26 protein-coding genes are annotated in these 25535 nt (G+C 74.0%); 12 read left to right on the top strand and 14 right to left on the bottom strand.

The annotated features are described in order from the left end of the window. Positions 1 to 14 precede the first annotated feature (14 nt). On the top strand, positions 15 to 1301 hold the full coding sequence (gene ilvA / locus NJC10_RS05535) for a threonine ammonia-lyase (RefSeq protein WP_413466401.1): 1287 nt from the start codon (positions 15 to 17) through the stop codon (positions 1299 to 1301). A gap of 18 nt (positions 1302 to 1319) precedes the next feature. Here ilvA and NJC10_RS05530 read toward each other — a convergent pair whose 3' ends face one another. Together NJC10_RS05530 and NJC10_RS05520 are read right to left on the bottom strand one after the other, a co-directional pair. Further along, positions 1320 to 1964 carry a GPP34 family phosphoprotein gene (locus NJC10_RS05530; RefSeq protein ID WP_319075108.1) on the bottom strand — a complete coding sequence of 215 codons (645 nt, stop codon included), beginning with the start codon at positions 1962 to 1964 and terminating at the stop codon, positions 1320 to 1322. Positions 1965 to 2367: 403 nt separating this feature from the next. Continuing rightward, a complete protein-coding gene (locus NJC10_RS05520; RefSeq protein WP_319075106.1) occupies positions 2368 to 2817 on the bottom strand; it encodes a DUF4307 domain-containing protein in 450 nt (149 codons plus the stop codon). A gap of 159 nt (positions 2818 to 2976) precedes the next feature. Here NJC10_RS05520 and mca point away from each other — a divergent pair, with 159 nt between their 5' ends. Continuing rightward, positions 2977 to 3897: a mycothiol conjugate amidase Mca gene (mca, locus tag NJC10_RS05515; protein WP_319075199.1), complete on the top strand. Its 921-nt coding sequence runs from the start codon at positions 2977 to 2979 to the stop codon at positions 3895 to 3897. 31 nt (positions 3898 to 3928) lie between these two features. After that, entirely contained in the window at positions 3929 to 4336 is a 408-nt protein-coding gene (locus tag NJC10_RS05510) for a hypothetical protein (RefSeq protein ID WP_319075104.1), read from the top strand. 42 nt (positions 4337 to 4378) lie between these two features. Here NJC10_RS05510 and trhA read toward each other — a convergent pair whose 3' ends face one another. Beyond that, positions 4379 to 5098, bottom strand: a complete 720-nt coding sequence (gene trhA / locus NJC10_RS05505; RefSeq protein WP_248115430.1) for a PAQR family membrane homeostasis protein TrhA — start codon at positions 5096 to 5098, stop codon at positions 4379 to 4381. A gap of 125 nt (positions 5099 to 5223) precedes the next feature. On the opposite strand from trhA, the gene NJC10_RS05500 reads away from it, so the two are divergent. After that, complete coding sequence (locus tag NJC10_RS05500) at positions 5224 to 5997, top strand: isoprenyl transferase (protein WP_319075102.1); 774 nt, start codon at positions 5224 to 5226, stop codon at positions 5995 to 5997. 154 nt (positions 5998 to 6151) lie between these two features. On the opposite strand, the gene NJC10_RS05495 is transcribed toward NJC10_RS05500, so the two are convergent. After that, on the bottom strand, positions 6152 to 6853 hold the full coding sequence (locus NJC10_RS05495; protein ID WP_248115432.1) for a rhomboid family intramembrane serine protease: 702 nt from the start codon (positions 6851 to 6853) through the stop codon (positions 6152 to 6154). A gap of 179 nt (positions 6854 to 7032) precedes the next feature. On the opposite strand from NJC10_RS05495, the gene NJC10_RS05490 reads away from it, so the two are divergent. Together NJC10_RS05490 and NJC10_RS05485 are read left to right on the top strand one after the other, a co-directional pair. Beyond that, positions 7033 to 8448 carry a PhoH family protein gene (locus tag NJC10_RS05490; RefSeq protein WP_319075101.1) on the top strand — a complete coding sequence of 472 codons (1416 nt, stop codon included), beginning with the start codon at positions 7033 to 7035 and terminating at the stop codon, positions 8446 to 8448. A gap of 351 nt (positions 8449 to 8799) precedes the next feature. After that, a complete protein-coding gene (locus NJC10_RS05485) occupies positions 8800 to 9309 on the top strand; it encodes a prepilin peptidase (protein ID WP_319075100.1) in 510 nt (169 codons plus the stop codon). Positions 9310 to 9582: 273 nt separating this feature from the next. Here the strand turns inward: NJC10_RS05485 and NJC10_RS05480 are convergent, their stop codons facing one another. From NJC10_RS05480 to NJC10_RS05470, 3 genes are all read right to left on the bottom strand, one after another. Continuing rightward, positions 9583 to 11004 (bottom strand): class II fumarate hydratase, encoded by a 1422-nt coding sequence (locus NJC10_RS05480; protein ID WP_248115435.1) that lies wholly within the window; start codon positions 11002 to 11004, stop codon positions 9583 to 9585. A 122-nt stretch (positions 11005 to 11126) separates the two neighbouring features. Continuing rightward, on the bottom strand, positions 11127 to 11789 hold the full coding sequence (locus NJC10_RS05475; protein ID WP_413466398.1) for a carbonic anhydrase: 663 nt from the start codon (positions 11787 to 11789) through the stop codon (positions 11127 to 11129). Next, positions 11786 to 12388: a DUF4245 domain-containing protein gene (locus NJC10_RS05470; RefSeq protein ID WP_319075096.1), complete on the bottom strand. Its 603-nt coding sequence runs from the start codon at positions 12386 to 12388 to the stop codon at positions 11786 to 11788. Before NJC10_RS05470 ends, NJC10_RS05475 begins: the two co-directional genes overlap by 4 nt. Positions 12389 to 12481: 93 nt before the next feature. Here NJC10_RS05470 and glpX point away from each other — a divergent pair, with 93 nt between their 5' ends. After that, positions 12482 to 13495, top strand: a complete 1014-nt coding sequence (glpX, locus tag NJC10_RS05465) for a class II fructose-bisphosphatase (RefSeq protein WP_248115437.1) — start codon at positions 12482 to 12484, stop codon at positions 13493 to 13495. Between the two features lie 42 nt (positions 13496 to 13537). Here glpX and manA read toward each other — a convergent pair whose 3' ends face one another. From manA to NJC10_RS05445, 4 genes are all read right to left on the bottom strand, one after another. Continuing rightward, positions 13538 to 14782, bottom strand: a complete 1245-nt coding sequence (manA, locus tag NJC10_RS05460) for a mannose-6-phosphate isomerase, class I (RefSeq protein WP_248115438.1) — start codon at positions 14780 to 14782, stop codon at positions 13538 to 13540. A gap of 38 nt (positions 14783 to 14820) precedes the next feature. Beyond that, positions 14821 to 16473, bottom strand: coding sequence for an LCP family protein (locus NJC10_RS05455; protein ID WP_319075093.1), 1653 nt, complete (start codon positions 16471 to 16473; stop codon positions 14821 to 14823). Continuing rightward, entirely contained in the window at positions 16473 to 16964 is a 492-nt protein-coding gene (gene purE, locus NJC10_RS05450) for a 5-(carboxyamino)imidazole ribonucleotide mutase (RefSeq protein ID WP_319075197.1), read from the bottom strand. Before purE ends, NJC10_RS05455 begins: the two co-directional genes overlap by 1 nt. Positions 16965 to 17038: 74 nt before the next feature. Beyond that, positions 17039 to 18283 carry a 5-(carboxyamino)imidazole ribonucleotide synthase gene (locus NJC10_RS05445; protein ID WP_319075091.1) on the bottom strand — a complete coding sequence of 415 codons (1245 nt, stop codon included), beginning with the start codon at positions 18281 to 18283 and terminating at the stop codon, positions 17039 to 17041. Between the two features lie 183 nt (positions 18284 to 18466). On the opposite strand from NJC10_RS05445, the gene NJC10_RS05440 reads away from it, so the two are divergent. Next, positions 18467 to 19033: a GtrA family protein gene (locus tag NJC10_RS05440; RefSeq protein ID WP_319075090.1), complete on the top strand. Its 567-nt coding sequence runs from the start codon at positions 18467 to 18469 to the stop codon at positions 19031 to 19033. On the opposite strand, the gene NJC10_RS05435 is transcribed toward NJC10_RS05440, so the two are convergent. Beyond that, positions 19017 to 19718: a TIGR03089 family protein gene (locus NJC10_RS05435; protein WP_319075088.1), complete on the bottom strand. Its 702-nt coding sequence runs from the start codon at positions 19716 to 19718 to the stop codon at positions 19017 to 19019. The two genes, NJC10_RS05440 and NJC10_RS05435, sit on opposite strands and share 17 nt — an antisense overlap. Before the next feature lie 124 nt (positions 19719 to 19842). On the opposite strand from NJC10_RS05435, the gene NJC10_RS05430 reads away from it, so the two are divergent. After that, positions 19843 to 20373, top strand: a complete 531-nt coding sequence (locus NJC10_RS05430; RefSeq protein WP_319075086.1) for a WhiB family transcriptional regulator — start codon at positions 19843 to 19845, stop codon at positions 20371 to 20373. 30 nt (positions 20374 to 20403) lie between these two features. Here the strand turns inward: NJC10_RS05430 and NJC10_RS05425 are convergent, their stop codons facing one another. Next, positions 20404 to 20967 carry a hypothetical protein gene (locus tag NJC10_RS05425; protein WP_319075084.1) on the bottom strand — a complete coding sequence of 188 codons (564 nt, stop codon included), beginning with the start codon at positions 20965 to 20967 and terminating at the stop codon, positions 20404 to 20406. Between the two features lie 75 nt (positions 20968 to 21042). Here NJC10_RS05425 and NJC10_RS05420 point away from each other — a divergent pair, with 75 nt between their 5' ends. The 3 genes from NJC10_RS05420 (at position 21043) to NJC10_RS05410 (ending at position 24328) form a co-directional block, all read left to right on the top strand. Then, a complete protein-coding gene (locus NJC10_RS05420; protein ID WP_319075196.1) occupies positions 21043 to 21396 on the top strand; it encodes a DUF3499 family protein in 354 nt (117 codons plus the stop codon). 101 nt (positions 21397 to 21497) lie between these two features. After that, positions 21498 to 23066: an adenosylhomocysteinase gene (gene ahcY, locus NJC10_RS05415; RefSeq protein ID WP_319075082.1), complete on the top strand. Its 1569-nt coding sequence runs from the start codon at positions 21498 to 21500 to the stop codon at positions 23064 to 23066. Positions 23067 to 23125: 59 nt separating this feature from the next. Beyond that, complete coding sequence (locus NJC10_RS05410; RefSeq protein ID WP_319075080.1) at positions 23126 to 24328, top strand: TIGR01906 family membrane protein; 1203 nt, start codon at positions 23126 to 23128, stop codon at positions 24326 to 24328. Positions 24329 to 24413: 85 nt separating this feature from the next. Here NJC10_RS05410 and NJC10_RS05405 read toward each other — a convergent pair whose 3' ends face one another. Beyond that, positions 24414 to 25502 carry an alkene reductase gene (locus NJC10_RS05405; RefSeq protein ID WP_319075078.1) on the bottom strand — a complete coding sequence of 363 codons (1089 nt, stop codon included), beginning with the start codon at positions 25500 to 25502 and terminating at the stop codon, positions 24414 to 24416. Positions 25503 to 25535: the final 33 nt, after the last annotated feature.

Genomic DNA, 25535 nt, shown 5'->3' with positions numbered 1-25535 from the left:
GATCCGACGTCGGGGTGCGCTGGGTGCGCCCCGCGCCGCGGGACCCCGCGGCCGATCCGGGCCGTGCCCTGCCCGTGACCCTGGCCGACGTCGAGCGGGCCCGGGAGGTGCTCGCCGACGTCGCCGAGGTGACCCCGCTGCAGCACGCGCGTCCGCTCAGCCGGGAGGCGGGCACCCCGGTGCACCTCAAATGCGAGAACCTGCAGCGCGCAGGATCGTTCAAGGTGCGCGGTGCATACGTGCGCATGGCCGCGCTCTCCCCCGAGGAGCGGGCGCGCGGCGTGGTGGCCGCCTCCGCCGGCAACCACGCGCAGGGCGTGGCCTCGGCGGCGGCGCGGCTCGGCATCCGTGCGCGGATCGTGATGCCGCGCGGCGTCGCCCTGCCGAAGCTGCAGGCCACGCGGGAGCACGGCGCCGAGGTCGTGCTGCACGGGTCCACCGTGGACGAGGCGCTCGCGGAGGCCCAGCGGCACGCCGACGAGACGGGCGCGGTGTTCATCCACCCGTTCGACAGCGCCGACGTGGTGGCCGGCCAGGGGACCGTGGGCCTCGAGATCCTGGATGCCCTGCCCGAGGTGGACACCGTCATCGTGGGCATCGGCGGCGGCGGGCTGATCTCCGGCGTCGCCGTCGCGGTGAAGGAGAGGGCCCGCCTCTCCGGGCGCGAGGTCCGCGTGGTGGGGGTGCAGGCGGCGGGCGCGGCGGCCTATCCGCCCTCGCTCGCCGAGGGCCGCGCGCAGGCCCTCGAGCACACCTCCACCATCGCGGACGGGATCGCGGTGGGCCGGCCCGGCGCCGTGCCGTTCGCGATCGTCTCCGCGCTCGTGGACGCAGTGGTCACCGTGACCGACGACGAGATCGCCGCGGCCCTCGTGCACCTGCTGGAGCGCTCCAAGCTCGTGGTGGAGCCGGCGGGCGCGGTGGGGGTGGCGGCGCTGCTCTCCGGGCGCGTCGCGGACCTGGGCTTCGAGCTCGGCACCACCGCGGTGGTGCTCTCCGGCGGGAACATCGACCCCATGCTGCTGCTGAAGTCCATCCAGTCCGGCCTCTCGGCCGCGGGCCGCTACATGACCGTGCGGATCCCGCTGCGGGACCGGCCGGGCGAGCTCGCGACGATCTCCCGGATCATCGCGGAGGAGGAGGCCAACGTGGTGCGCGTGGACCACACGCGCGTGGGCCCGCAGCTCTCCCTGGGCGGGGTGCACATCACGATCGACATGGAGACGCGCGGCCACGAGCACTCCCTCGCGGTGCTCGAGGCGCTGCGGTCCGCCGGCTACAGCCCTCGGCAGCACCTCTGAGAGGCGCCGCCCGGCGCGTCAGTCGGACGTGACCCCGGCCGCGGTGGCCGCGATCGCGCCGCCCCGCCCGGCCACCGCCGCCCGCACGGCCTGCACCAGCAGGTCGGAGCGGGTGAGGGCCTCGATGCGGCGGGTGAACTCGCGGCGGTCGTAGCGCTCGTGCGCGCCGGGCAGCAGGCGGCGGGCGAGGTTGAGGTGCTGGAGGATTCCGAGGAGCAGGACGTCCTCGGCGGTGGGATCGGCCTCGTCCAGCACGACGGCGGTGAGGTGGGACGTGAGGCCGTCCTTGACGGAGGTGGTCACCGGGACGTGGCGGGTGGTGAGGAAGGCCTTGTGCTCCTCGAGCTCCCCGGTCTCCACGAGGTGCGCCGCCACGGGCTTGAGCGCCGCCGGCCTGCCCTTGGCGACCACCGCGGACACCTTCTTGCCGGAGAGCGCGTCCACGCCCGGGAGCAGCCCGTCCAGCACGGGGTCGCCCGCCGTGCCGCCGGCCACCACCCACAGCCGGGCGGACGCCACGGGGGCGTCCTCCACCCGCACCATGCCGGCCTCGCGCAGGTCCGCGAGCGCGGCGGCGGACAGGGCGATCCCGTGGTGGGCAGGGGATTCGGAGCGGCCCTCGGCGCGGGTGAGGAGCAGGTGGGTCTTCTCTGCGGTGAGCATGGCCACAGCGTAGCAACGCCGGGGCACGCGCGACGGCGGCCGGAGATGTGCTCGAGCTCCTTGGACAGGCGATCGAACGCCTCCTGGGTCAGCCACGGGGCGTCGGACTGGTTCGTCGTCATGCTGGCCGCCTTTCTCGTCGTCATGGGGATGGGTGGGCGCGGTCGGCGCGGACGGGGGTCCGGGGCCGGCCTGCGCCCACATGCGAAGAACCCCGCCGTCCAGGTGACCGCGGGATCCTCCGGGAGGGATCCGCAGGCGCCTGCCTGACCGGCGGGGCGGGAAACTCGGGCCAGTCTACGTCAGCGGCGGGCGTCACACCAAGGTCCACGGGTGCGCGGCGGGAGGACGGTGATCGTCCGACGGCCGGCCGGGGGCGCGTCAGGGACTGGTCAGGGGCGCGTCAGACGGCGCGGCACGTGTCCACGACCCCGGTCACGCCCCGGCCGACCGTGCGGACGTCCACGGTGTAGGACCAGGTGGAGTCGGAGGGCCTCGTCCGCTCGTCGGCGGGGAGCGATGCGGGCCGCACGGTGCGGAAGCCCACCGGGGCGGCCTGGGCGTCCATCACCACGATGTCGCACTCGGCGGTGACGTCCTCCGGGACGCTCACCTGGAACGTGACGCGCGCGAGGGAGTCGTCCACGATCTCGTAGCCGATCTCCTTGGACTCGATCCGCCCCACCGAGACGTTCAGGCCGATCACGATCGCCAGGGCCACGGCGGAGAGGAACGCGACGACACCCAGGGCGATCCAGGCGCGGCGGCGGCCCGGGCGCGACTGGTCCGTCCCGTAGCGGTTGGCTAGGGTGGGCTCCTGCGCGTGAGCGGCGTGCGGGGTGGCGGAGGACATCGCCGCCCAGCCTATCCTGCACGGTCCGTGCGGCGCCGCTGAGCCGCTCCCCTGCACCCCCTCCGCCCCGTCGAAAGCGAGCCACCGACCGTGAACGCGCAGCCCTCCGCCACCACCGATCCGGCCGCGCGGGTGCCGGCCTCGCAGGGTCTGCGCCTCATGGCCGTGCACGCCCACCCGGACGACGAGTCCTCGAAGGGCGCGGCCATGATGGCCGCCTACGTGGAGGCCGGCGCCGAGGTGATGGTGGTGACCTGCACGGGCGGCGAGGCCGGCGACCTGCTGAACCCGCAGTACGAGGACGCCGTGCGCACGGACCGGGACATCGCCGCGGTGCGCCGGGACGAGATGGCCGAGGCCGTGGCCGCGCTCGGCATCCGGCACGAGTGGCTGGGCTTCCTCGACTCCGGCCTGCCCGAGGGCGACCCGCTGCCGGCCCTGCCGTCGAACTGCTTCGCCGTGACGCCGCTGCGCATCGCCGCCGCCCCGCTGGTGTCCCTCGTGCGGAGCTTCCGGCCGCACGTGCTGATCGCGTACGACGAGGAGGGCGGCTACCCGCACCCGGACCACATCCAGGCGCACCACGTGACGGTCGAGGCCTACCGCGCCGCCGGCGATCCGGCGGCGTACCCCGAGACCGGCCCCGCGTGGGAGGTCTCGAAGCTGTACTACGACCGCGCGTTCAACCCGGAGAAGTACCGCACGCTCCACGAGGCGTTCGTGGCGGCCGGGGACGAGTCCCCCTTCGGCCAGCGGATGTCCTTCTACGCACAGATGGAGGCCATGCGGGAGGTGCTGCGTCGTCGGGAGGCCGGGGAGGACGTCCCGGACCCGGAGCACGTGCCCGCGTGGGTGATGCCGGACCACCCCGTGACCACGCAGGTCCCCGTGGCCGACTACCTCGAGCACCGGGACGCCGCCCTGCGCGCGCACCGTACCCAGGTGGACCCGGACGGCCCGTTCTTCGCCGCCCCGAACGAGATGCTGCGGGCCGCGTGGCCGTGGGAGGACTATTGCCTCGTGGACTCCCGCGTGCCCACGCAGCTGCCGGAGGACGACGTCTTCGCCGGGCTGCGCTGAGCCGGCCGGCCGGCCGGTAGAGTGGGCGGTCGTGATCACCCTGTCTGGCCTGTCCCTCGCCCTCTCCGCCGCCGCGGTGGCCGCGAGCACGGCGCCCCTGCCGGCCGCGCCCGAGCCCACCCTGCGTCCCGGCCTCGAGGAGGCGGACGTGACCCCGGGCATCGAGGGGTTCCTGTTCACCGCCCTCATGGTGGCCATGGCCGTCATCGTGCTGCGGCTCATGGTCCGCTCCGTGCGCCGCGTGCAGCAGCGCTCCCCGCAGGCCGAGGCCATGCTCGTGGACCGGCACCAGCGGCACCTCCCGGAGGAGGTCCGGGAGGGCGGCGAGCACCTGGACGCCAACGCCGAGGACCGCCTCGAGCGCCTCCGCGCCAAGTACCCCGGCTACCTCGCCGAGCCCACCCCGGAGCCGAAGGCGCCGGACACCGGACGCCCCTGACCCGCGCGTCGTCCCCCAGGACGAGGGAGCCGCCGTCGCCGCTCAGCGCGCGGCCAGGACCACCATCATGATGGCCACGAAGTGGCACACGAACCCGCCCACCGTGAACACGTGAAAGAGCTCGTGGAAGCCGAACCACTCACGGTGGATCGTGGGCGCCTTCAGGGCGTAGAACACGGCCCCCACGATGTACGCCGCGCCGCCGGCGCACACGAGGACGGCGGCGGGCACGCTCGCGGCGAAGAAGTCGCCGATGAACAGCAGCGCCGCCAGGCCCAGGAGCACGTACACGGGCGTGTACAGCCAGCGCGGCGCGTCCGTCCACACGACGCGGAACGCGACGCCGGCCACCGCGCCCACCCACACGAGCGTGAGCAGCAGCCGGGCCGTGTCCGGCGGCAGCATCGCCAGCGCGAGCGGCGTGTACGTCCCGGAGATCACGAGCATGATGTTCGTGTGGTCCAGCCGCTTGAGCACGCGGGAGACCGTCTCGTTCCACTGGATGAGGTGGTAGGTGGCCGAGACGCCGAACAGCAGCAGCCCGGTGATCACGTAGACCACGCACGCGGCGCGCAGGTGCGGCGGCGCCAGGGCGATCAGCACGATGCCCGCCACGAGCACGAGCGGGGCCATCACCGCGTGCACCCAGCCGCGCAGCCGCGGCTTGTACAGGGGGTGCTCGGGGTCGCGGACCCGTTCGATCCGCCAGCGCGGGGGTCGGGGCCGGGTGGTGGCGTCCGTGCGGGGCGTCGCGTCGTCCATGCCCTCCATCTTCCTCCTCTGCCGGTGGTGCCGCCTCCAGGGACCTCCGAGGCGGACGCACGTATCCTGAGACCTCCGGAACCTGCCGCCCGGCCCCTCGGCCGGCCGTGAAAGCGAGGTGCGCCGTGCGCCAGCCCGACGTCTTCTACCGCCTGTACGAGCGGCGACTGGCCCGCGGCCTGGACGCGGAGCGCCTCCCGCACCACGTGGGCGTGCTCGTGGACGGCAACCGCCGCTGGGCCCGCGCGTTCGGCGCCACCACGCAGGAGGGGCATCAGGCCGGTGCGGAACGGATCCTGGACTTCATCGGGTGGTGCGACGACGTCGGGGTGCCCGTGGTGACCCTGTACATGCTCTCCACCGAGAACCTCAGCCGCCCCGAGGAGGAGCTCGCGCCCCTGCTGGAGATCATCATGGCCACCGCCGAGCGCCTCGCCGAGCCGACCGAGGGCCGGCGGCCCGTGCGCGTGCAGCCCGTGGGCGCCGTAGACCTGCTCCCGCCCGGCATGGCCCGGCGGCTGCGCGCCCTCGCGGAGCGCACGCAGGGGCACGACGGGGTGCACGTGAACGTGGCGGTGGGCTACGGGGGCCGGCTCGAGATCGTGGACGCGGTGCGCGAGCTGCTGCGCGAGGCCGACGCCGAGGGCCGCTCTGCCGCGGACGTGGCCGCCGAGCTGACGGTGGACAAGATCTCCTCGCGCCTCTACACCCGCGGCCAGCCGGACCCGGACCTGGTGATCCGCACGTCCGGGGAGCAGCGGCTCTCCGGCTTCCTCACGTGGCAGTCCGCGTATTCGGAGTTCTACTTCTGCGAGGCCATGTGGCCCGCGTTCCGCCGCGTGGACTTCCTGCGCGCCCTGCGCGACTACGGCTCGCGGCAGCGTCGCTTCGGCGCCTGAGGCGCGGCGCATCGGCCACGGTGCTGGGCACCGGACCGCTGTGCTGGGCACAGTACCGCTGTGCCGGTCACCGCACCGCTGTGCTGGGCGCAGTACTGCCAAGTAAGCGGCGACCTACTTGGCAGTACTGCGCCCAGCGGGCGGGGGTGCTGCCTCAGAACCAGCGCTGCTCCGGGGCGGAGGCGAGGGCGGCGTCGTCGCGGGAGGCACGCCGCTCCAGGGCGCGGGCGGCGCGGTCCCGGCGGCCCCACCACAGCGCCAGCAGCACCCCGACGACGGCGCCGGCCAGGTGCCCCGTCCAGGACAGGCCCGGCTGAGGCAGCAGGCCGAGGAGCGAGGAGCCCAGGTGGGTGACCGCCACGACCACGGAGACCACGACGGCCAGGGCGCGCCGGGCCACGATGCCGTAGACGAGCAGGAACGCGATGAGCGCGTAGACGATGCCCGAGGCGCCGATGTGCACTCCCGGCGTGCCGATGAGCCAGGTGAGCAGGCCCGAGCCGAGCCACGAGGCGGCCAGGAGCGCGACCGGGCGGCGGGAGACGAGCGCGGCCACCGGGCCGAGGACGATCAGCGCCGTGGTGTTGCCGATCAGGTGGCCCCAGCCGGCATGGAGGATCGGGGAGAAGAGCACGCCGTCCAGGCCCGCCAGGTGGCGCGGGATCAGCCCGGCGCCGGGGATGATCAGGCGGCCGCCCACGATCAGCACGAGCTGGGCGATCCACATGAGGACGATCAGCACGGCGGTGGGGGCGGCGGCGCGCAGCAGGCCGGCACTGGCGCGGTCGGCGCGGGAGGCGAGGCCGGCGCCGCGGGAGGACTCGGGGGATGCGAGGGGGCCGGGGGTGCTGCGCATGGGGGCTCCTGACGGAGGACGGGGCGGGCTGGGCCCCAGTCTAGGAAGCCGACCTGGCCGGTGCCCGGATTCTTCATCCAGGGTTCACCCTCGGCGTCGCCCGCGTTCCCCGCGCGGACCTAGCGTGAGCCGCAGGCGGGCGCCGCCCGCCCTTCACCCCGGCACAGGAGGCACGCAGCATGGAGCAGCAGGCGCAGACCGCGGAGACGGGCACCCGGAGCCCGCGGGGGGACAGGGCGAGCGTGGGGGAGCGCTCCTACGTGGTGGACACCTCGGTGCTCCTCTCGGATCCGCGGGCGCTGCTGCGCTTCGCCGAGCACGAGGTGATCCTGCCGCTCGTGGTGATCTCCGAGCTCGAGGCCAAGCGCGCCGATCCGGACCTGGGCTACTTCGCGCGCACTGCGCTGCGCATCCTCGACGACCTGCGCACGCGCCACGGCGCCCTGGACCGCGACGTCCCGCTCACGCCCGAGGGCGGGACCCTGCGGGTTGAGCTGAACCACGTCTCCACGGACGTCCTGCCGTTCGGCATCCGCGGGACGGACAACGACTCGCGCATCCTCGCCGTCGCGAAGGCCTTCGCGGACGAGGGGCGGGAGGTGACCGTGGTGTCCAAGGACCTGCCGATGCGCGTGAAGGCTGCGGCCATGGGCCTGTCCGCGGACGAGTACCGCCATGAGCTCGTGCGGGACTCGGGCTGGCGCGGCACCGTGGCCCTGCCGCTGGACGAGGAGCGGCTCGACACGCTGTACGAGGAGGGCGTGGTCTCCCTCGAGGGCGTGCCGCTCGCGGACCTGCGCGGCACGGGTGTGGAGGAGCGCCCGGGGCAGGAGCAGCCGGGCGCCGAGAGCCTCCCGGTGAACACGGGGCTGGTGCTCTCCTCGACGCGCGGCTCCGCACTCGCCCGCGTGGTCGACGGCGGCCGGGCGCGCCTGGTGCGCGGGGACAAGGACGTGTTCGGACTGCACGGCCGCTCGGCGGAGCAGCGCCTGGCCATCGACCTGCTGATGGACTCCAGCGTCGGTATCGTCTCGCTGGGTGGCCGCGCGGGCACGGGCAAGTCGGCCCTCGCGCTGTGCGCGGGCCTGGAGGCCGTCATGGAGCGCCGGGAGCACCGCAAGGTCGTGGTGTTCCGGCCGCTGTACGCCGTGGGCGGCCAGGAGCTCGGCTACCTGCCCGGCGGAGAGGGCGAGAAGATGGGCCCGTGGGCGCAGGCGGTGTTCGACACCCTCTCCGCGCTCGTCTCCCCGTCCGTGATCGATGAGGTGACGGACCGCGGGATGCTCGAGATCCTGCCGCTCACCCACATCCGCGGCCGTTCCCTGCACGACGCGTGGGTGATCGTGGACGAGGCGCAGTCATTGGAGCGCAACGTGCTGCTGACCGTGCTGAGCCGCATGGGCAGGAACTCCAAGGTGGTGCTCACCCACGACGTCGGCCAGCGGGACAACCTGCGCGTGGGCCGGCACGATGGGATCGCGGCCGTGGTGGAGACCCTGAAGGGGCACCCGCTGTTCGGGCACGTCACCCTCACCCGATCCGAGCGCTCGCCGATCGCGGCGCTGGTGACCGAGCTGCTCGAGGAGGAGCGCTGAGCGGGAGGCCGCGCCGGAGATGACAGAGGGGCCGCTGCACAAGGCAGCGGCCCCAACGGCGGGGGTGCTCGGCCCCGCGGAGGGGGGATTGGGGACCGAGGAAGCCCGCCACCATGGCCCCTCAAAAACGGGATCGGGGCCATGGAGTCTCAGGAATGATCCGACCCTGGGGCCTGACCATCACTGAACTGTAGCCCCACTCTTGCGGCGGACGCAACGTTGTGTTCCGTATGTGAGAGAGCTGACGGTGGGCCGGGAGAAGTGGGGCGCATCGGGATCCGCGGCCTGTGGATGAGCGGGCGCGCGCCAGGGAGACGGCCCTACGCTGGGCCGGGGAGGGGGGTGGTCCGCATGGGCTGGTGGGCGTGGGCGGTGGCTGCCGGGCACATCACGACGGCGGCGGTGTGGGTGCTGGCCGTCGCGTGGTTCGCGCTGTGCTGCGCGGTGCTCGTGCGGACGGACCTGCGGGAGCACCGGCTGCCGAATCGCTGGACCCTGCGGCTCGCGCTGGGCGGGCTCGTGGGGATGGCCGGGGGAGCGGCACTCGCGGGACGGTGGGACCTCGTGGCGGGCGGCATGCTCGGCGGGCTCGGCTACGCCGTGGCGATGTTCGTGCTGCATCTGCTCAGCGGAGGCGGCCTCGGCATGGGCGACGTGAAGCTCGCCGCGGGCCTGGGCCTCTACACGGGCGTGGCCGGCGGGCCGGCTGCCGTGGTGGCGGCCGGCGTCGGGGCGATCCTGCTGGGCGGGCTCACAGCGCTCGTGCTGGTGGCGCTGCGGCGGGCGAGCCGGTCCACTGCGCTGCCGTTCGGGCCGGCGATGGTGGTGGCGGCCGTCGGGGTGCTGGTGATGGTCCGCTGAGAGTCCTGACGACGTCCAGGGGGCGCGGCTCAGACTGGCGCCCGGGTCGTCGTTGTCAGCACCGTTCCGGGCGGGAGTCGAGGACGATCGGGGTGCGCCGGCAGTCGCCGGACGTCGTGGTCGGTCACGGTGGGTCCTTGAGAGACTCTTCGGCGCGGCCACCACAGATTCCAGAGTCGCCGACACCCCGACGCACAGCGAAGGCCACCTCCCGCTGGGAGATGGCCTTCGTCGTCGTGGGTCAGGGCAGCGGCGCTCAGCCGCCCGGGAGGATCACTCCGGGTGCGTCATGGACATGGTGTCCAGGGCCTTGTCGAGCTGCTCCTCGGTGACCTCTCCGCGCTCCACGTAGCCGAGGTCCACCACGGCCTCGCGCACGGTCATCTTGTTCTTCACCGAGTGCTTGGCGATCGCGGCGGCGGCCTCGTAGCCGATCACCTTGTTCAGCGGGGTGACGATGGACGGGGAGGCGCCGGCCAGGAAGGTGCAGCGCTCCTCGTTGGCCTCGAGGCCGTCGATCATCTTGTCCGCCATCACGCGGGCGGTGTTGGCCAGCAGGCGGATGGACTCGAGCAGGTTGGCGGCCATCACGGGGATGCCCACGTTCAGCTCGAACGCGCCGTTGGTGGAGGAGAGGGCGATCGTGGTGTCGTTGCCGATCACCTGGGCGCACACCATGATGGCGGCCTCGCAGATCACGGGGTTGACCTTGCCCGGCATGATCGAGGAGCCCGGCTGCAGGTCCGGGATCGCGATCTCGCCGAGGCCGGTGTTGGGGCCGGAGCCCATCCAGCGCAGGTCGTTGTTGATCTTCATGATCGAGTAGGCGATGTTGCGCAGCTGGCCGGAGGCCTCGATCAGGCCGTCGCGGTTGGCCTGCGCCTCGAAGTGGTCGCGGGCCTCGGTGATCGGCAGGCCGGTCTCCTCGGCGAGCAGCTCGATCACGCGGGCGGAGAAGCCCTTCGGGGTGTTGATGCCGGTGCCGACGGCGGTGCCGCCGAGGGGCACCTCGGCCACACGGGGCAGGGAGGCGTCGATGCGCTCGATGCCGTAGCGCACCTGGGCGGCGTAGCCGCCGAACTCCTGGCCCAGGGTCACCGGGGTCGCGTCCATGAGGTGGGTGCGGCCGGACTTCACGATGCCGGAGAACGCCTCGGCCTTCTTCTCCAGCGAGGCGGCCAGGTGGTCCAGGGCCGGCTTCAGGTCGTTGATCAGCGCGCCGGTCACGGCCACGTGCACGGAGGTGGGGAACACGTCGTTGGAGGACTGCGAGGCGTTCACGTGGTCGTTCGGGTGGACGGTCTCCTCGGAGCCGGCCGCCTGGAGCGACTGCGTGGCGAGGTTCGCGAGCACCTCGTTGGTGTTCATGTTCGAGGAGGTGCCGGAGCCGGTCTGGAACACGTCGATCGGGTACTGGTCGTCGTGCTCGCCGGCGATCACCTCGTCCGCGGCGGCCACGATCGCGTCCGCGCGCTCCTGGGAGATGATCCCGAGCTCGGCGTTCGCCTTCGCGGCGGCCTTCTTGATCTGGGCCAGCGCGTGGATGTGGGCGGGCTCGAGGGTCTTGCCGGAGATCGGGAAGTTCTCCACGGCGCGCTGCGTCTGGGCGCTGTAGAGCGCGTCGACCGGGACCTTCACCTCGCCCATGGTGTCGTGCTCGATGCGGAACTGCGGCTCACTGTTCTGTGCGGTCATGCCGCCATCCTAGTTCTCGGGCCCCACCGCGCACCGTCTTTCGCATTCGCTCGGGAAACCGTCGTCTCGCCGTCACGACGGCGACGGGGAGACGACGATCTCCCGAACGGAAGTGCCGGGGCTCAGACCTCGAGGTCGCCGAGCACGCGGCCGGGCTGCGCGGTGCCCTCGGCCAGCGAGTAGGTCAGGCCGACGACGGCGGCGCGCCCGTCCCGGACGGCGCGGTACAGGGAGCGCGAGCTCTCCACGAGGCGGTCGCAGGTCTGGTCCACGTGCTCCGCGACCGTGCCGTCCACGTCCGTCACGCCGGCGCGCTGCGCGGCGAACACGGACGGGGTGATGCGCTCCACGAGCGAGCGGATGAAGCCGGCCGGCATCGTCCCGGTCTCGTAGGCCTCGACGGCGGCGGTCACCGCGCCGCACGAGTCGTGGCCGAGCACCACCACGAGCGGGATGTCCAGGACGTCCACGGCGTACTCGAGCGTGCCGAGCACGGCGTCGTCGATGACCTGGCCCGCCGTGCGGATGACGAACACGTCGCCGAGGCCCACGTCGAAGATGATCTCCGCGGCGAGGCGGGAGTCGGAGCAGCCGAAGATCGCCGCGATGGGCTCCTGCCCGGCGGTCAGGTGGGAGCGGCGCTCGGCGTCCTGGTTGGGATGGCCGGGGTCGCCCTCCACGAACCGGCGGTTGCCCTCCTGCAGGAGGCGCCAGGCCTCGGCCGGGGTGTGCGGGCGCCGGGCCATCGGGGCCGCGGCGGCGGTGGGCTTCTGGGGGGTGGTCATCGGATCTCCTTTGCGACGGCGCGGGCCAGGTCTTCCAGGACCTCGCGTCCGCCGGTGGTGGTCAGCACCACGATGCTGCCGTCCACCTCGGCCACGAAGTGCTGCTCGGCGGACTCCTTGGGCTCCATGTGCTGCCACGTGATCCCGTCCACGTCCACGGACTCCTCGGCCGGGGCGGTGCCCACGCGGAGCGCGAGCCAGGTGGCGTCGGCGTCCGCGGTCTGCCGCAGCCCGGCGAACACGGTGTCCGTCACCACCCAGCCGACGTCCCACGTCTGCAGCCCGTCCATCGGCTGCAGTCGGGCGTAGTTGGCGTACCAGGGCTCCGGGACCTCGGGGGCCAGGGCCGGGAGGGCGCCGTCGTCGTGAGGGACCGTGGCGGCGGCCTCCGCCACGTCCACCCGGTCCCCGGGAGCGCGCGGCGCGGGGTTCGGGTTGAGCGCGACCACCACGAGCACGAGGGCGAGGGTGGCGAGCACCGACAGCAGCATGCCGATCCACGGCTGGTTGGCCCGCTGCGCCTGCTTGGCGGTCAGGACGGGGCGGGGCGCCGGCGCGGCCGGTGCGGTCTCGGGTGCGGGGGAGCTCACCCGAGGCATTCTGCCACTCCCGCCGTAGGATGACGGGGAGGGCAGAGCCGCCCACACGCCAGTCCGCAGCGACGGCGCACCGCGAGAAGGATCGGAGACACGATGACGAACGCGTCCTCGGAGAAGACCGGCTACGAGAACCATGTCCCGGACCGCAACCTGGCGATGGAGCTGGTGCGCGTGACGGAGGCGGCCGCCATCGCCGCGAGCCCGTGGGTGGGCTACGGCGACAAGAACAAGGCCGACGGTGCCGCCGTCGACGCCATGCGCTCCTTCATGGACACCGTGGCGATGGACGGCACCGTGGTGATCGGCGAGGGCGAGAAGGACGAGGCCCCGATGCTGTTCAACGGGGAGAGGGTCGGCGACGGCGCCGGCGCCCCCGTGGACGTGGCCGTGGACCCGATCGACGGCACCCGCCTCACCGCGATGGGCTACAACAACGCCCTCTCCGTGTTCGCCGTGGCCGAGCGCGGCACCATGTTCGACCCCTCCGCCGTGTTCTACATGGACAAGCTCGTGGTGGGCCCCGAGGCCGCCGACTTCGTGGACATGCGCCTGCCCGTGAAGCAGAACGTGAACCTCGTGGCCAAGGCCCTCGGCAAGCCCGTCTCCCAGGTGACCGTGTGCGTGCTGGACCGCCCGCGCCACGAGGGCCTCGTGAAGGAGATCCGCGCGGCCGGCGCCCGCGTGAAGTTCATCCTCGACGGCGACGTGGCCGGCGCGATCGCCGCGGCCCGCCCGGACACCGGCGTGGACATGATGATGGGCATCGGCGGCACCCCGGAGGGCATCGTCACCGCGTGCGCCATCAAGGCCACCGGCGGCGTGATCCAGGGCCGCCTGGCCCCCGTGGACGAGGCCGAGCGCCAGAAGGCCCTCGACGCCGGCCTGGACCTGGACGCCGTGCTCACCACGGACGAGCTCGTCACCTCGGACCACTGCTACTTCGCCGCCACCGGCATCACCGACGGCGACCTGCTGCGCGGCGTGCGCTTCGTGAACGGCCGCGTGCAGACCCAGTCGATCGTGATGCGCTCGAAGTCCGGCACCGTCCGCACCGTGGACGCCGAGCACGACGTCAAGAAGTGGGCCAAGTGGCTCGAGGAGCGTTGAGCCGCTGACCCCCACCCCCTGCCTTTTCCCTAGCGAAAGTGCTCAGTGGCGGGGCAGGCCCGCCGCGTGGACGGTCGCCGGGGCGCCGTCCGCGCTCGCGACGACGAGTGGGCCGCCCGCCGTCTCCGCGGCAGGCAGGAACACGGCCTCGCCCGGACCGAGCACGACCTCCTGCCCGGCGAGGGCGAGCCGGGCCCGCCCCCGGGTGACCACCGCGAGGCCCGGGCCGGAGAGCGTCAGCGCGCGGTCGCCGTCGTCGTCGAGGGTGGCCTGCAGCAGCTCGAACTCCTCGAACGGCGGCCGGTACGCCACCACGGAGTCCGCCACGCGCTCGGGCTCGGTGTAGGGCACGGGCAGCGCCTCGAACGCCACCACGCGCCGCAGCTCCGGGATGTCCACGTGCTTGACGGTCAGCCCCCCGCGCAGCACGTTGTCCGACGCCGCCATGACCTCCACGCCCAGCCCGTGCAGGTAGGCGTGCACGTTGCCGGCCGGCAGGTGCACCGCCTGGCCGGGGGCCAGGTCCACGCGGTTGAGCAGCACGGCCACGAGCACGCCCGGGTCGTCGGGGTGGTGCCGGGCCAGCTCCACGGCCGTGGCCAGCGCCGGATCCTGCAGGATCAGCTGCTCCGCGCCCTGCAGCGCCTCCACGGCCTGGGCCACGGCGCCGGGGGCGGACCACGCGGACTCGCCGTCGAGCAGCGCGCAGAACGTCCCCTCCAGATCGCCCGTGGCGAGCGCCTGGCTCATGCGGGCGGCGGCGACGGCGGCCACGGACGTCTGCCCGTCCGCGTACTCGGTGAGGGTCTGGGCGAGCCGCTCGAAGCTCAGGGAGGACTCCTCGGTGGGGCGGAAGCCGCACAGGGCGGAGAACTCCGTGAGGGCCACGAGCATCTCGGGCTTGTGGTTGTCGTCCTTGTAGTTGCGGTGCGGCGCGTCGCGCGGCACGTCCGCGGCCTCCTCGGCGGCGAACCCGGCGCGGGCCTGCTCGAGCGTGGGGTGGGCCTGGATGGAGAGCGGCTGCCCCGCCGCGAGCAGCTTCACGAGGTACGGCAGCCGCCCGCCGGGGGCCGCGGCTCCCAGCATGGCCTCGGGGTCCGCGGCCACGAGCTCGTCGAGGCCCACGCGCCGCCCGTCTCCCATCGGAACGCCGCACGGGGCGCCGGGGTGGGCGCCGAGCCACAGCTCCGCCTCCGGCTCACCGGTGGGCTCGCGGCCCTGCAGACCGGCCAGCAGGGTGGTGGAGCCCCACGCGTAGTCACGGATGATCGGCTCGAGGACATGCATGCCCTCCAGCTTAGGCGAGGGGCCTCGGGGCAGGCGGCTCAGGCCGGCGCGCACAGTCCGTTGGTCGAGGACACCAGGTTCAGCACGTCCTCCTGCCCGGCGTCCTCGGCCCGCATGAGGTCCTCGGCGGTGTAGGGCTGCCCGTCGGGCCGGGTGGGGGCCGCGGGCCAGGTCCTCGGGTCGTCCTTGTCCACGCCGTCCTCCTCCGCGGCGGCCTGGGACAGCACGGCGAGCAGCGGCAGCGGGCTCACGCCCGCCTCGCCCGTCCTGCCCGCCTCGCCCGTCCTGCCCGACGACGACGCGTTCTCCGACGACGCGTCCGAGGAGGAGCCCGTCCCGGCGAGCGCCTCGTCCACGCGGCGGTGGACCTCGTCGTAGTCGGGGTAGGTGGTGAAGTGGTCCTCGGCGGTGCCGAAGTCCGGGGGGCCGATGGTCAGGCGCTCCATCTCCTGGCCGCGGGAGCGCTCGGCCAGGTCCACGAACGTGCCGAGCTGGCTCTGCGGCAGGTTGGTGGTGACCACCTGCTGGCCCGCCTTCAGGATCTCCTCGAAGCGGGTGAGCACGGTGGCCGGGGTGAACTGCTGCAGCATGGCGGCCTGCATGCACTGCTGGCGACGGATGCGCGCGTAGTCCGAGGACCAGTGCCGCGAGCGTGCGAAGGCGAGAGCGTCCTCGCCGTTGAAGTGGTGCTCGCCCGGGGCCCACCACACGTTGCCCCACTCGCCGTCCGGGCGCTGTCCGCGGTGGGTGACGTACCCGCCGGAGACCACGTCCACGCCGCCCATGGCGTCGATCAGCTGGGCGAAGCCGCCCATGTCCATGAGTGCGTACCCGGTGATCTCCAGCCCGAGGATGCCGCCGGCGGCGTCCATCATGGCCTCCGCTCCGGGGTCGGCGGCCCCCGGGTAGAGGTCGGCGTGCTTCTTGGTGACGTCCATGTAGAGGGCGTTGAGGATGCAGTCGTCGCCGCAGGAGAAGCCGTCCGGGTACGCCTGCCACAGCGGCGAGTCCTGCGTGAAGGGCGCGTTCTGCAGGTTCCGGGGCAGGGAGAGCATCACCATCCGGCCGGTGCGCGCGTCCACGGAGGCCACGTGCATGGAGTCGGGCCGCAGCCCGGTGCGTCCCTCGCCGGCGTCGCCGCCCATCACGAGGATGTTGTAGCGGCCGTCGGCCTGGGCCACCGCCGGCCCGTCCCCGAACACCTGGCCGAGCGTGCTCCGGCCCGCGTTCATGGCCCAGCCGCCGTAGAGCAGCCCGCCGGTGGTGAGGAGCAGGGCGAGGATCGTGGACGCGGCGGTGAGGTTGCGCGCCCCGGGGGCGAGGAGGTTCACGCGGATCAGGCGGAAGGTGTCCACCCACAGCACGCCCCAGCCCACGGCCAGCGCGACCAGCAGTGCGGAGAGCGCCAGCAGCACGGTGTCCTGAGCCAGGAGGTTCAGCAGGACGCCGCGGGCCGTCAGCCACAGCACGAGCCCCACGATCAGCACCGCCCACACGGCCATGGTCACGCGCAGCGCGAGGCGGCCGAGCCGGCGGCTGCCCGCCACCACCTGCGCGCCGCCGGGAACGAGGGCGGTGAGCGCCAGCAGGATGGCCCCGCGGCGGGTGCGCTCGGTGGGCGTGGCGGCGCGGGGGTCGCGGACGGGGTCCCGCACGGGATCCAGGCGGTCGGCGGCGGCGATGCTGCCCATCAGCGCTCGGCGGCCATCCGGTCTCGCAGGCGGGAGCCCTTGGCCTGGGCCTGGGCGTTGAGGCCGGCGGCGTGCGCCACCAGGGCGTCCCGCAGGCGGGCGGCCTCCGCGCCCTCGCCCGCGGCGAGGATGCGGGCGGCCAGCAGGCCGGCGTTCGCGGCGCCGTCCACGGAGACGGTGGCCACGGGCACGCCGGAGGGCATCTGCACGATCGAGAGCAGCGAGTCCATCCCGTCCAGGCTCTTGAGCTTCACGGGCACGCCGATCACGGGCAGCGGGGTGACGGCGGCCAGCATGCCGGGCAGGTGCGCGGCGCCGCCGGCGCCGGCCACGATCACGCGGATGCCGCGCTCGTGGGCGCGCGCCCCGAACTCGACCATCTCGCGGGGCATGCGGTGCGCGGAGACCACGCCCACCTCGACGGGCACGCCCAGCTCGCGCAGGGCCTCGGCGGCCGCGCTCATCACGGGCCAGTCGGAGTCCGAGCCCATCACGACGGCGACGACGGGCGCCTCGTCCTGCAGCGGCTGGGTCAGGGGCGCGTCGGCCTGGGTCTCGGGTGCGCTCACGGGCGGGCCTCCGGGGTGTCGGACGCGGTGGCGTCGGGGGTGGTCGGGCGGGCGGACGACGACGGCGCCGCCTCCGCGCCGTCGCGCAGGATCGCCGCGGCGGACTCAGCCTCGGCGACGACGTCGGCGAGGGCCTCACCGGGCGCGGCGACCACGTTCACGTGGCCCACCTTGCGGCCCGGCGAGACGTCCTTGCCGTAGGTGTGGACCTTGGCCGCGGGGTGGGCCGCCATGGCCTCGGCGAAGCCGGCGTAGAGGTCCTCGCGCGCGCCGCCCAGGATGTTCTTCATCACCACGGTGCCGCGCGGGGCGGTCTCGCCCAGCGGCAGGCCGAGCACGGCGCGCACGTGCTGCTCGAACTGCCCGGTGACGGCGCCGTCCATGGACCAGTGCCCCGAGTTGTGGGGGCGCATCGCGAGCTCGTTCACCTGGAAGCCCGGGCCCACGCCGGGGGTCTCGAACAGCTCGACGGCCAGCATGCCGGTCACGCCGAGCTCCTCGGCGATCCGCGCGGCGGCGGCGCTCGCGGCCGCGGCCACGGCGGGGTCGAGGTCCGGCGCGGGGGCGATCACCAGGTCGCACACGCCGGCGGTCTGCACGGACTCCACCACGGGGTAGGCGGCGGCCTCGCCGGAGGGCGTGCGCGCCACCTGGACGGAGAGCTCGCGGGCGAAGGGCACGAGGGCCTCGGCCAGCAGGGGCGTGATGTCGGCCGCGAGCCACGTGCCCAGCGTGCCGTCCGCCGCGGACGCGCGGGCGTCGTCGGCGTCGTCCAGCGTGAGGACGCCCTTGCCGTCGTAGCCGCCGCGGGGGGTCTTCAGGATCATGGGCCAGCCGTGCTCGTCGCCGAACGCCACCACGTCCTCGAGCGTGTCCACCGCGGCCCACGCGGGGTTGGGCAGGCCCAGCCGCTCGACCGCCTCGCGCATCAGCAGCTTGTCCTGCGCGTACTGGAGCGCGTCCGGGCCGGGGTGCACGGCGACGTCGAGGGACTCCAGCGCGCGCAGGTGCTCGGTGGGCACGTGCTCGTGGTCGAAGGTGAGGACGTCCACGGTGGAGGCGAACGCGCGCAGCGTGGCCAGGTCCGTGTGGTCGCCCACCTCATGCGGGGCCACCTGGGCCGCAGAGGAGTCCTCCGCCTCCGCGAGGACGCGGAAGGGCACGCCCAGCTCCGCGGCCGGGGCCGCCATCATGCGCGCCAACTGGCCGCCGCCGATCACTCCGAGTCGAGGAAAAGTCACCTCGCCAGGGTAGTCCGGCGGTCTGGGAAGTCCGTCACTGATCTCTGTGAACCCGCCCACGCGCCCCGCCCGCCGCGCGTCGTCGCCCACACCCGGGGCTACAGTGTTCCCAGCCGTCCGGGGGGTCCGCTCTGCGCTCCCCCCTCTCGTCCCTTCCCCCATCCGAACGAGGTGCCCCCGCCCATGAACGATCTCTGGCAGCGCTTCACGGGGCTCGTCTCGATGCTCTGGCGCGAAGTCGCCAAGTTCGGCACCGTGGGCGCGCTGGCCTTCGTGATCGACTCCGCCGTGTTCTGGTGGCTCATGACCGGCCCCATGGAGGGCTCCAACGTCAAGGCGAAGATCTGGGCCGGCGTGGTGGCCACCCTCTTCAGCTGGGTGGCCAACCGCTACTGGACCTTCCGCCACAAGCGCCAGGCCAACGTGGTCCGCGAGCTCGTCATGTTCCTCGTGATGAACGCGATCGGCCTGGGCATCCAGGCCGGCTGCGTGTTCATCGCGCAGTACCTCATGGGCGTCACCGACCCCACGGGCCTGTTCATCGCCGGCAACGTGATCGGCCTCTTCTTCGGCACGACGTTCCGGTACTTCGCCTACCGATTCTGGGTGTTCAAGGACGAGCTGGACGCCGAGCCGGGCTACGAGGGGGACATCGCCCTCCTCACGGGCCAGCTGCCCGTGCTCCACCACCACGACCGGCACCCGGGCGAGCCCATGCCCCAGGACGACGCCGTCACCCCCGAACGCTGACCGCCCGACCCGCGTCCCACGCCTCCAGGGCGTGACGCACGGCGGCGAGGCTGAGGCGCGCCCGCCCCGCCCCCGTCGTGGCATCCCCCTTCTCCTCGACCTTCTCCCCGACGCCGTCGGCCCCCGCCGGCAGCATCCCCGGCGTCACGTGGTCCACGGGGCCGGGGAGCGCGTCCGGCTGCGCGCGGATCTCCGCCGCCACGTCCACGACGCCGGGCTCCAGGTCCGCGTCCCCGCCGAACTCGGGCTCGAGCCCGCGCGGCAGCGCGACGGCGAGCACCGCCGTCGCCGGGTCCGTCCAGTCCTGTGGCCGGTCGGTGAGCACCGCGGCGGGCGCGGGGGAGGGACCCGAGCTGGCGCCGCCGTCGTCGGGAGCCCCCGCCGAGAGCTCGGCGCCCGCACACAGCGCGCCGAGCGCGAGGGCGTGGGAGAGCCAGTGCTCGGGCAGGTCCACGTGCACGGCGTCACCGGGGGCGATGCCCTCGTCCGCCAGCAGGCCGGCCGCCTTCGCCGCCCAGTTCACCGTGACCGCGCCGGAGAGCTCGATGCGCTGGTCCACGGCGCCGTGCTCGTCCGCCGCGGGGGCGCCGGCCGGGGAGGGCTCCTGCACGATCGCGGGGCGCGGGGAGGAGGCGAGGCGGGCCACGAGCGGGCCGCCGGAACGGGGCGTGGAGAGGGAGACCATGGGGCCAGTGTGGCACCCGTCCCGCGGGGCGGATCGGCCTCGGCGGCTGCGAATCACACCCGTGTAACTCCCCGTGTAGGGTGTGCTCTGAACCACGCACGCAACGCCCCGGGAGGCCGTCATCATGGAGAGCACGCAGCGCGCCGAGGACGCATTCGCGGGGGAGTCGCGTCAGGCCGCCGCTCGCGCCCGCGCCGTGCCGAGCGACTGGTTCCTGGACCCCGCGGATCCGGCCGCCGGCTGGGCGCAGGAGGAGGGCCTGGAGGCGCAGGCCTCGGCCTTCCTCGCCGCCCACGACGTCGACGCCGCCCCGCGTGCCACCGTCACCGCCCTCTTCCCGCAGCAGGTGCCGCAGCAGCCCGCGCCCGCTGTGGCCCCGGCCGTCGGATCCCCGTGGGAGGCGCTGCCCGGCGTCGTGACGGAGCCCGTGGAGGGCGACCTCGCGTGGCAGGTGGACGCGCTGTGCGCGCAGACGGACCCCGAGGCGTTCTTCCCGGAGAAGGGCGGCTCCACGCGCGAGGCCAAGAAGGTGTGCGCCGCGTGCGACGTGCGCCGCCAGTGCCTGGACTACGCCATGGCGAACGACGAGCGCTTCGGTATCTGGGGTGGGCTCTCCGAGCGGGAGCGCCGCCGCCTGCGCCGTGAGCGCGGCTGAGTCCCAGGGCCGCCCTGCCCGCACTGCGGGCTAGGCCCGGCCCCAGCTCGGGTCCAGCACCTGAGGGTCCACGCCGAGGGCCTGCGCACACCGGCTCAGCGCCACCCCGTAGACCGCGCCGTCCAGGTCCCCCGGGTCCGCCGACTCCATGAGGGGACGCTCGAACAGGGTGAGCAGCACGCCGTCCGGGCCCTCGCGCTCCGCCCGCGCGAACAGCGACTCCTCGTCCTGCTCTGCGCCCGCGTGGAGCAGCCGCAGCCGTTCCTCCAGGCGGTCCGGGATGCGCTCGACGCGCACGGTCACGCGGGCCAGGCCCGGCGCCTCGAGGTCGCCCAGGCGCTCCACGGCCTTCTCGACGGCCGTCAGCAGCGCCTCGCTGCGGCCGCGCTCCGAGCGGGCCCCGAAGGGGCGCGGGTGTCGGAGCCCGCGGGCGCGGCGGTCGCGCAGGCCGGAGCGACGGCGCCGTCGTCGCCTGCCGGCCCCCGGGGAGCCGTCGTCCGCTCCGCTGCCCGCGCCCGTCCCGTCGCGTGGCGCGTCACCCGTTCCGCCGCCCGGCACGGGCGCGAGGGGGTCGAGAGGGTCCGGCGCGGTCATGCGGACACTGTAGGACACGAGGCCCGGGGCGGGCCCCGCGCCCGGGGCCGAGTAGGCTGGGTCGCCGTGGGAGCCATGCGACGCTGCAGCAAGACCGGATGCCAGGGGGACGCCCTGGCCACGCTGACGTACAACTACGCGGACTCCACGGTGGTGATCGGCCCGCTCTCGCGCCGCGCCGAGCCCCACACCTACGACCTCTGCGGCGAGCACGCCCGCCGCACCACCGCCCCCCGCGGGTGGGAGGTGCTGCGCCTCGCGCTGCCCGAGCGCTACGAGCCGGTCCCGCGGCAGGGCGCCGCCGGCGCCGTGCCCCCGGCCGAGGCGCCGCCCGCGCCGTCCGCCTGCGCCGCTCCGCCCGCGCCCGCCGCGCGCCCGGGCCTGCGCCTCGTCCGCGACGAGGGGCCCGAGAATCCGGTGCACTCCTGACACCTTCTGGCCGCCCCCGGGGGAGCTGACCGGTGACGGAGCCGCCGACGATTCTGTGGGCACCCGGCCCGCGGGGGCGCCCACGTCGGTAGGCTGACCGCATGACTGAGACCCCCGCCAGCCCCGCCGTGCCCCGCACCCCCGACGTCGACCCGGCCTACGCCAACCGCGCCACCGTCCCCGGCGCCACGTTCGACTTCACGGTCCGCGACCTGGGCCTGGCCGAGGCCGGCCGCCACCAGATCCGCCTCGCCGAGCACGAGATGCCGGGCCTGATGTCCCTGCGCGAGGAGTATGCCGAGTCCCAGCCGCTCGCCGGCGCGCGCATCGCCGGCTCGCTGCACATGACCGTGCAGACCGCCGTGCTGATCGAGACCCTCACCGCGCTCGGCGCCGAGGTCCGCTGGGCCTCCTGCAACATCTTCTCCACGCAGGACGAGGCCGCGGCCGCCGTCGTGGTGGGCTCCGGCACCCCCGAGGAGCCCGCGGGCGTGCCCGTGTTCGCGTGGAAGAACGAGTCCCTGACGGACTACTGGTGGACCGCCTCCCAGATCCTCACGTGGCCCGGCGCCGCCGAGGACCCGGAGAAGGGCCCCAACATGATCCTGGACGACGGCGGCGACGCCACCCTGCTCGTGCACAAGGGCGTGGAGTTCGAGGCCGCCGGCGCCGTGCCGTCCGCCACCGAGGACGACCCGGAGGAGTACCGCATCGTCCTCGAGACCCTGCGCCGCTCCCTCGAGGAGGACCCCCAGCAGTGGACCCGCACCGCGGAGACCCTGCGCGGCGTCTCCGAGGAGACCACCACGGGCGTGCTGCGCCTCTACCAGCTGGCGCAGGAGGGCACACTCCTCTTCCCGGCCATCAACGTGAACGACTCGGTCACGAAGTCCAAGTTCGACAACAAGTACGGCATCCGCCACTCGCTGCCGGACGGCATCATGCGCGCCACGGACGTGCTGATCGGCGGCAAGGTGGCCGTGGTGTGCGGCTACGGCGACGTCGGCAAGGGCGCCGCGGAGGCGCTGCGCGGCCAGGGGGCCCGCGTGATCGTCACGGAGATCGACCCGATCTGCGCGCTCCAGGCCGCGATGGACGGCTACCAGGTGGCCACCCTCGACGACGTCGTGGACCTCGGCGACATCTTCGTCACCACCACGGGCGGCAAGGACATCATCATGGCCGAGGACATGCTGCGCATGAAGGACAAGGCCATCGTGGGCAACGTCGGCCACTTCGACAATGAGATCGACATGGCCGGCCTGGGCCGCGTGCCGGGCGTGGTGAAGACCGAGATCAAGCCGCAGGTCCACGAGTGGACGTTCGAGGCCGGCACGGACGCCGAGCGCTCGATCATCGTCCTCTCCGAGGGCCGCCTGCTGAACCTCGGCAACGCCACCGGGCACCCGTCCTTCGTGATGTCCGCGTCCTTCACCAACCAGGTGATGGCGCAGATCGAGCTGTTCGGCGGCTCCACCGGCACCGGCGCCCTCACCGGTCAGCACTACGAGAAGCAGGTCTACACCCTGCCGAAGATCCTCGACGAGAAGGTGGCGCGCCTGCACCTGGACGCCCTCGGCGTCGGGCTCTCGGAGCTGACCAAGGCCCAGGCCGAGTACCTCGGCGTGGACGTGGCCGGGCCGTACAAGGCCGACCACTACCGCTACTGACCCCCTCGCGCCGCGGAGCCTCCGGGGTGCCCACCGCAGGACCGATCAAGGAGACACCCATGAGTTCATTCCCGGCGGGCCGCGGGCGCGAGGAGCGCTCCGGGTCCGGCAGTGCCGACTCCGGAGAGTTCGAGTCCGGCCTGGACTACGGCGCCTTCGCGGAGGATGAGCCGCAGACCGACCGCACGCAGGCGCTGCCGCGCACGGGCGCGGACGGCGGCGACCAGCACACCACCGCCCTGGACCCGGACGAGCTGGCCCGCCTGCGCGGCGCCGACGCCCCGTCCGGGGCAGCGGGGTCCTCGGCGGCGGCCCCGGCCGAGGACATCGTGGCCTCGCGGCCGGTGGCCAGCACCACGCCCCTGCACGTCGAGGAGCCGGCGCGCCGCACCGCGCCCATGGAGGCCGTGGCCCCCGCCGCGGCCGCCCCGGCGTGGCCGGGCGCTGCGGGCGCGCCGGCGGCGGGCGGCCGCCCGGCGGGCGCCGTGGCCGAGGGGCCGAGCCCCGAGGAGCGGGCGCGGCTGCCCAAGGGTGGCCCGCGCGTCGCGCAGACGCTGCTGGCCATCCTGGCGCCGCTCTGGCTGCTGCTGACCGCCGTGAAGCTCGTGGCGAGCCCGGCGTTCCTGTGGCTCGAGTACCACCGGCCCGGCTTCCCGGCGGACCGCTTCGGCTTCACCATGGACGACCGCATGCACTACGGATCCGCGGGCCTGGACTACCTGGGCAACCTGTCCGGCACCCGGTACCTCTCCAGCCTCACGCACGGCGGCGGCCCCCTCTTCACCGAGGCCGAGGTCTCCCACATGGCCGACGTCAAGACCGTGATGCTGTGGGCCACTGTGGCCCTCGTGGTCCTGACCGTGCTGTGCATCCTGCTGATCGTGCACCTGCTGCGGAACAACCCGGGCGGGGTGCGCCGCGCCCTCTTCGCGGCGGCCGCCTGGTTCCTCGTGGCCCTCATCGTGCTGGCCGTCCTGGCCGTCATCGGCTGGTCCTCGTTCTTCGCGGGCTTCCACTCGCTGTTCTTCGCGGACGGCAGCTGGACGTTCTCCGTGCAGGACGCGCTGATCCGCCTGTACCCGAGCCAGTTCTGGATCGACGCCGCCGTCGCGGTGGGCCTCATCAGCCTGCTGACCGCCCTGCTCACGCTCGTCTTCACCTGGCCAACGCGCCGCCGTCGCGAGCGCACCGCGGACCAGCGCAGTGCCTTCGAGTCCACGCGCCTGCGCTGGGCCCGCGAGGAGGACGCGCAGCTGCGGTGACGGGCCGCTGAGGCCCCCGCACGAACGCGCCCCGCCCCCCTGTGATGGGAGGCGGGGCGCGGTGCGTCCGGCGGGTGTGCGGGTCTCAGGAGGACGGGGACCCGTCCACGAACGGGTAGTCCGTGTAGCCGTGCGCCCCGCCCGTGTAGAACGTCGTCGGGTCCGGCTCGTTGAGGGGCAGCCCCTCGCGCCAGCGGCGCGCCAGGTCCGGGTTGGCGATCAGCTCGCGGCCCACGGCCACCGCGTCGGCCAGGCCGTCCTCCACGATCCGGCGGGCCTCCTCCAGGCCCGTGACCGCGCCGAAGCCGCTGTTGAGCACCAGGGGCCCGGAGAAGGACTCGCGCAGGTGCGCCGCGAGGTCACCGGCCACGTCCTGGTGGAGGACGGAGAGGTAGGCCAGGTCCAGGTCGGCGAGGCCGGCCAGGAGCGCCTCGTAGGTGGCCAGGACGCCCGCCCGGTCCTCCTCGAGGGTGCCCTGCACGTTGTGCTCGGGGGAGATGCGCAGGGCGGTGCGCTCGGCGCCGATGGCCTGGGCGACGGCGCGCACCACCTCCACGGTGAGGCGCGCCCGGTTCTCCGGGGAGCCGCCGTAGGCGTCCTCGCGGGTGTTGCTGGAGGGCGCCAGGAACTCGTGGAGCAGGTACCCGTTGGCGCCGTGGACCTCCACGCCGTCGAGCCCGGCCTCGACGGCCCGGCGGGCGGCGTCGGCGAATTCGGCCACCACGCGGGGCAGCTCCTCCGTGTCCAGGGCGCGGGGCACCGGCCCCTCCGTTTTGCCGCTGAAGCCGCGCACCGGCACCCCGGGGGCGATGGCGCTGGGGGCCTCCGGCTCCGCCCCGCGCAGCAGGTCCGGATGGCTCATGCGCCCGCCGTGCATGACCTGGACGAACACGTGCCCGCCGGCCTCGTGGACGGCCCGCGCCACGGCACGCCACCCCTCGGTCTGGGCGTCGTCGGCGAGGCCGGTCTGGCCGGGGAACGCCCGGCTGCGGAAGGAGGGGAAGGCGCCCTCGGTGACGAGCAGTCCGGCAGTGGCGCGCTGGGCGTAGTGCTCGGCGTGCAGCTCGGTGGGGACGCCGTCCTCGCCCGCCCTCTGGCGGGTCAGGGGGGCCATGACGATGCGGTTGTCCAGGCGCAGGGCGCCGACGTCCAGGGGGTCGAACAGGGAGGGCACGGTGGTTCCGATCGCTCGGGGAGATGGTCCTCC

The organism is Micrococcus sp. M4NT, from assembly GCF_033790745.1.
Classification (GTDB): Bacteria; Actinomycetota; Actinomycetes; order Actinomycetales; family Micrococcaceae; genus Micrococcus.
Note: the sequence above shows the minus strand (reverse complement) of the source record. Positions and strands in the feature narration are given on the sequence as shown.

Coding starts and splice junctions, on each gene's coding strand:
- NJC10_RS05530 (WP_319075108.1), bottom strand. CDS start 1,964: ATGCTCACCGCAGAGAAGACCCACCTGCTCCTCACCCGCGCCGAGGGC.
- NJC10_RS05520 (WP_319075106.1), bottom strand. CDS start 2,817: ATGTCCTCCGCCACCCCGCACGCCGCTCACGCGCAGGAGCCCACCCTA.
- mca (WP_319075199.1), top strand. CDS start 2,977: ATGGCCGTGCACGCCCACCCGGACGACGAGTCCTCGAAGGGCGCGGCC.
- trhA (WP_248115430.1), bottom strand. CDS start 5,098: ATGGACGACGCGACGCCCCGCACGGACGCCACCACCCGGCCCCGACCC.
- NJC10_RS05495 (WP_248115432.1), bottom strand. CDS start 6,853: ATGCGCAGCACCCCCGGCCCCCTCGCATCCCCCGAGTCCTCCCGCGGC.
- NJC10_RS05490 (WP_319075101.1), top strand. CDS start 7,033: ATGGAGCAGCAGGCGCAGACCGCGGAGACGGGCACCCGGAGCCCGCGG.
- NJC10_RS05485 (WP_319075100.1), top strand. CDS start 8,800: ATGGGCTGGTGGGCGTGGGCGGTGGCTGCCGGGCACATCACGACGGCG.
- NJC10_RS05480 (WP_248115435.1), bottom strand. CDS start 11,004: ATGACCGCACAGAACAGTGAGCCGCAGTTCCGCATCGAGCACGACACC.
- NJC10_RS05475 (WP_413466398.1), bottom strand. CDS start 11,789: ATGACCACCCCCCAGAAGCCCACCGCCGCCGCGGCCCCGATGGCCCGG.
- NJC10_RS05470 (WP_319075096.1), bottom strand. CDS start 12,388: ATGCCTCGGGTGAGCTCCCCCGCACCCGAGACCGCACCGGCCGCGCCG.
- glpX (WP_248115437.1), top strand. CDS start 12,482: ATGACGAACGCGTCCTCGGAGAAGACCGGCTACGAGAACCATGTCCCG.
- manA (WP_248115438.1), bottom strand. CDS start 14,782: ATGCATGTCCTCGAGCCGATCATCCGTGACTACGCGTGGGGCTCCACC.
- NJC10_RS05455 (WP_319075093.1), bottom strand. CDS start 16,473: ATGGGCAGCATCGCCGCCGCCGACCGCCTGGATCCCGTGCGGGACCCC.
- purE (WP_319075197.1), bottom strand. CDS start 16,964: ATGGGCTCGGACTCCGACTGGCCCGTGATGAGCGCGGCCGCCGAGGCC.
- NJC10_RS05440 (WP_319075090.1), top strand. CDS start 18,467: ATGAACGATCTCTGGCAGCGCTTCACGGGGCTCGTCTCGATGCTCTGG.
- NJC10_RS05435 (WP_319075088.1), bottom strand. CDS start 19,718: ATGGTCTCCCTCTCCACGCCCCGTTCCGGCGGCCCGCTCGTGGCCCGC.
- NJC10_RS05430 (WP_319075086.1), top strand. CDS start 19,843: ATGGAGAGCACGCAGCGCGCCGAGGACGCATTCGCGGGGGAGTCGCGT.
- NJC10_RS05425 (WP_319075084.1), bottom strand. CDS start 20,967: ATGACCGCGCCGGACCCTCTCGACCCCCTCGCGCCCGTGCCGGGCGGC.
- NJC10_RS05420 (WP_319075196.1), top strand. CDS start 21,043: ATGCGACGCTGCAGCAAGACCGGATGCCAGGGGGACGCCCTGGCCACG.
- ahcY (WP_319075082.1), top strand. CDS start 21,498: ATGACTGAGACCCCCGCCAGCCCCGCCGTGCCCCGCACCCCCGACGTC.
- NJC10_RS05410 (WP_319075080.1), top strand. CDS start 23,126: ATGAGTTCATTCCCGGCGGGCCGCGGGCGCGAGGAGCGCTCCGGGTCC.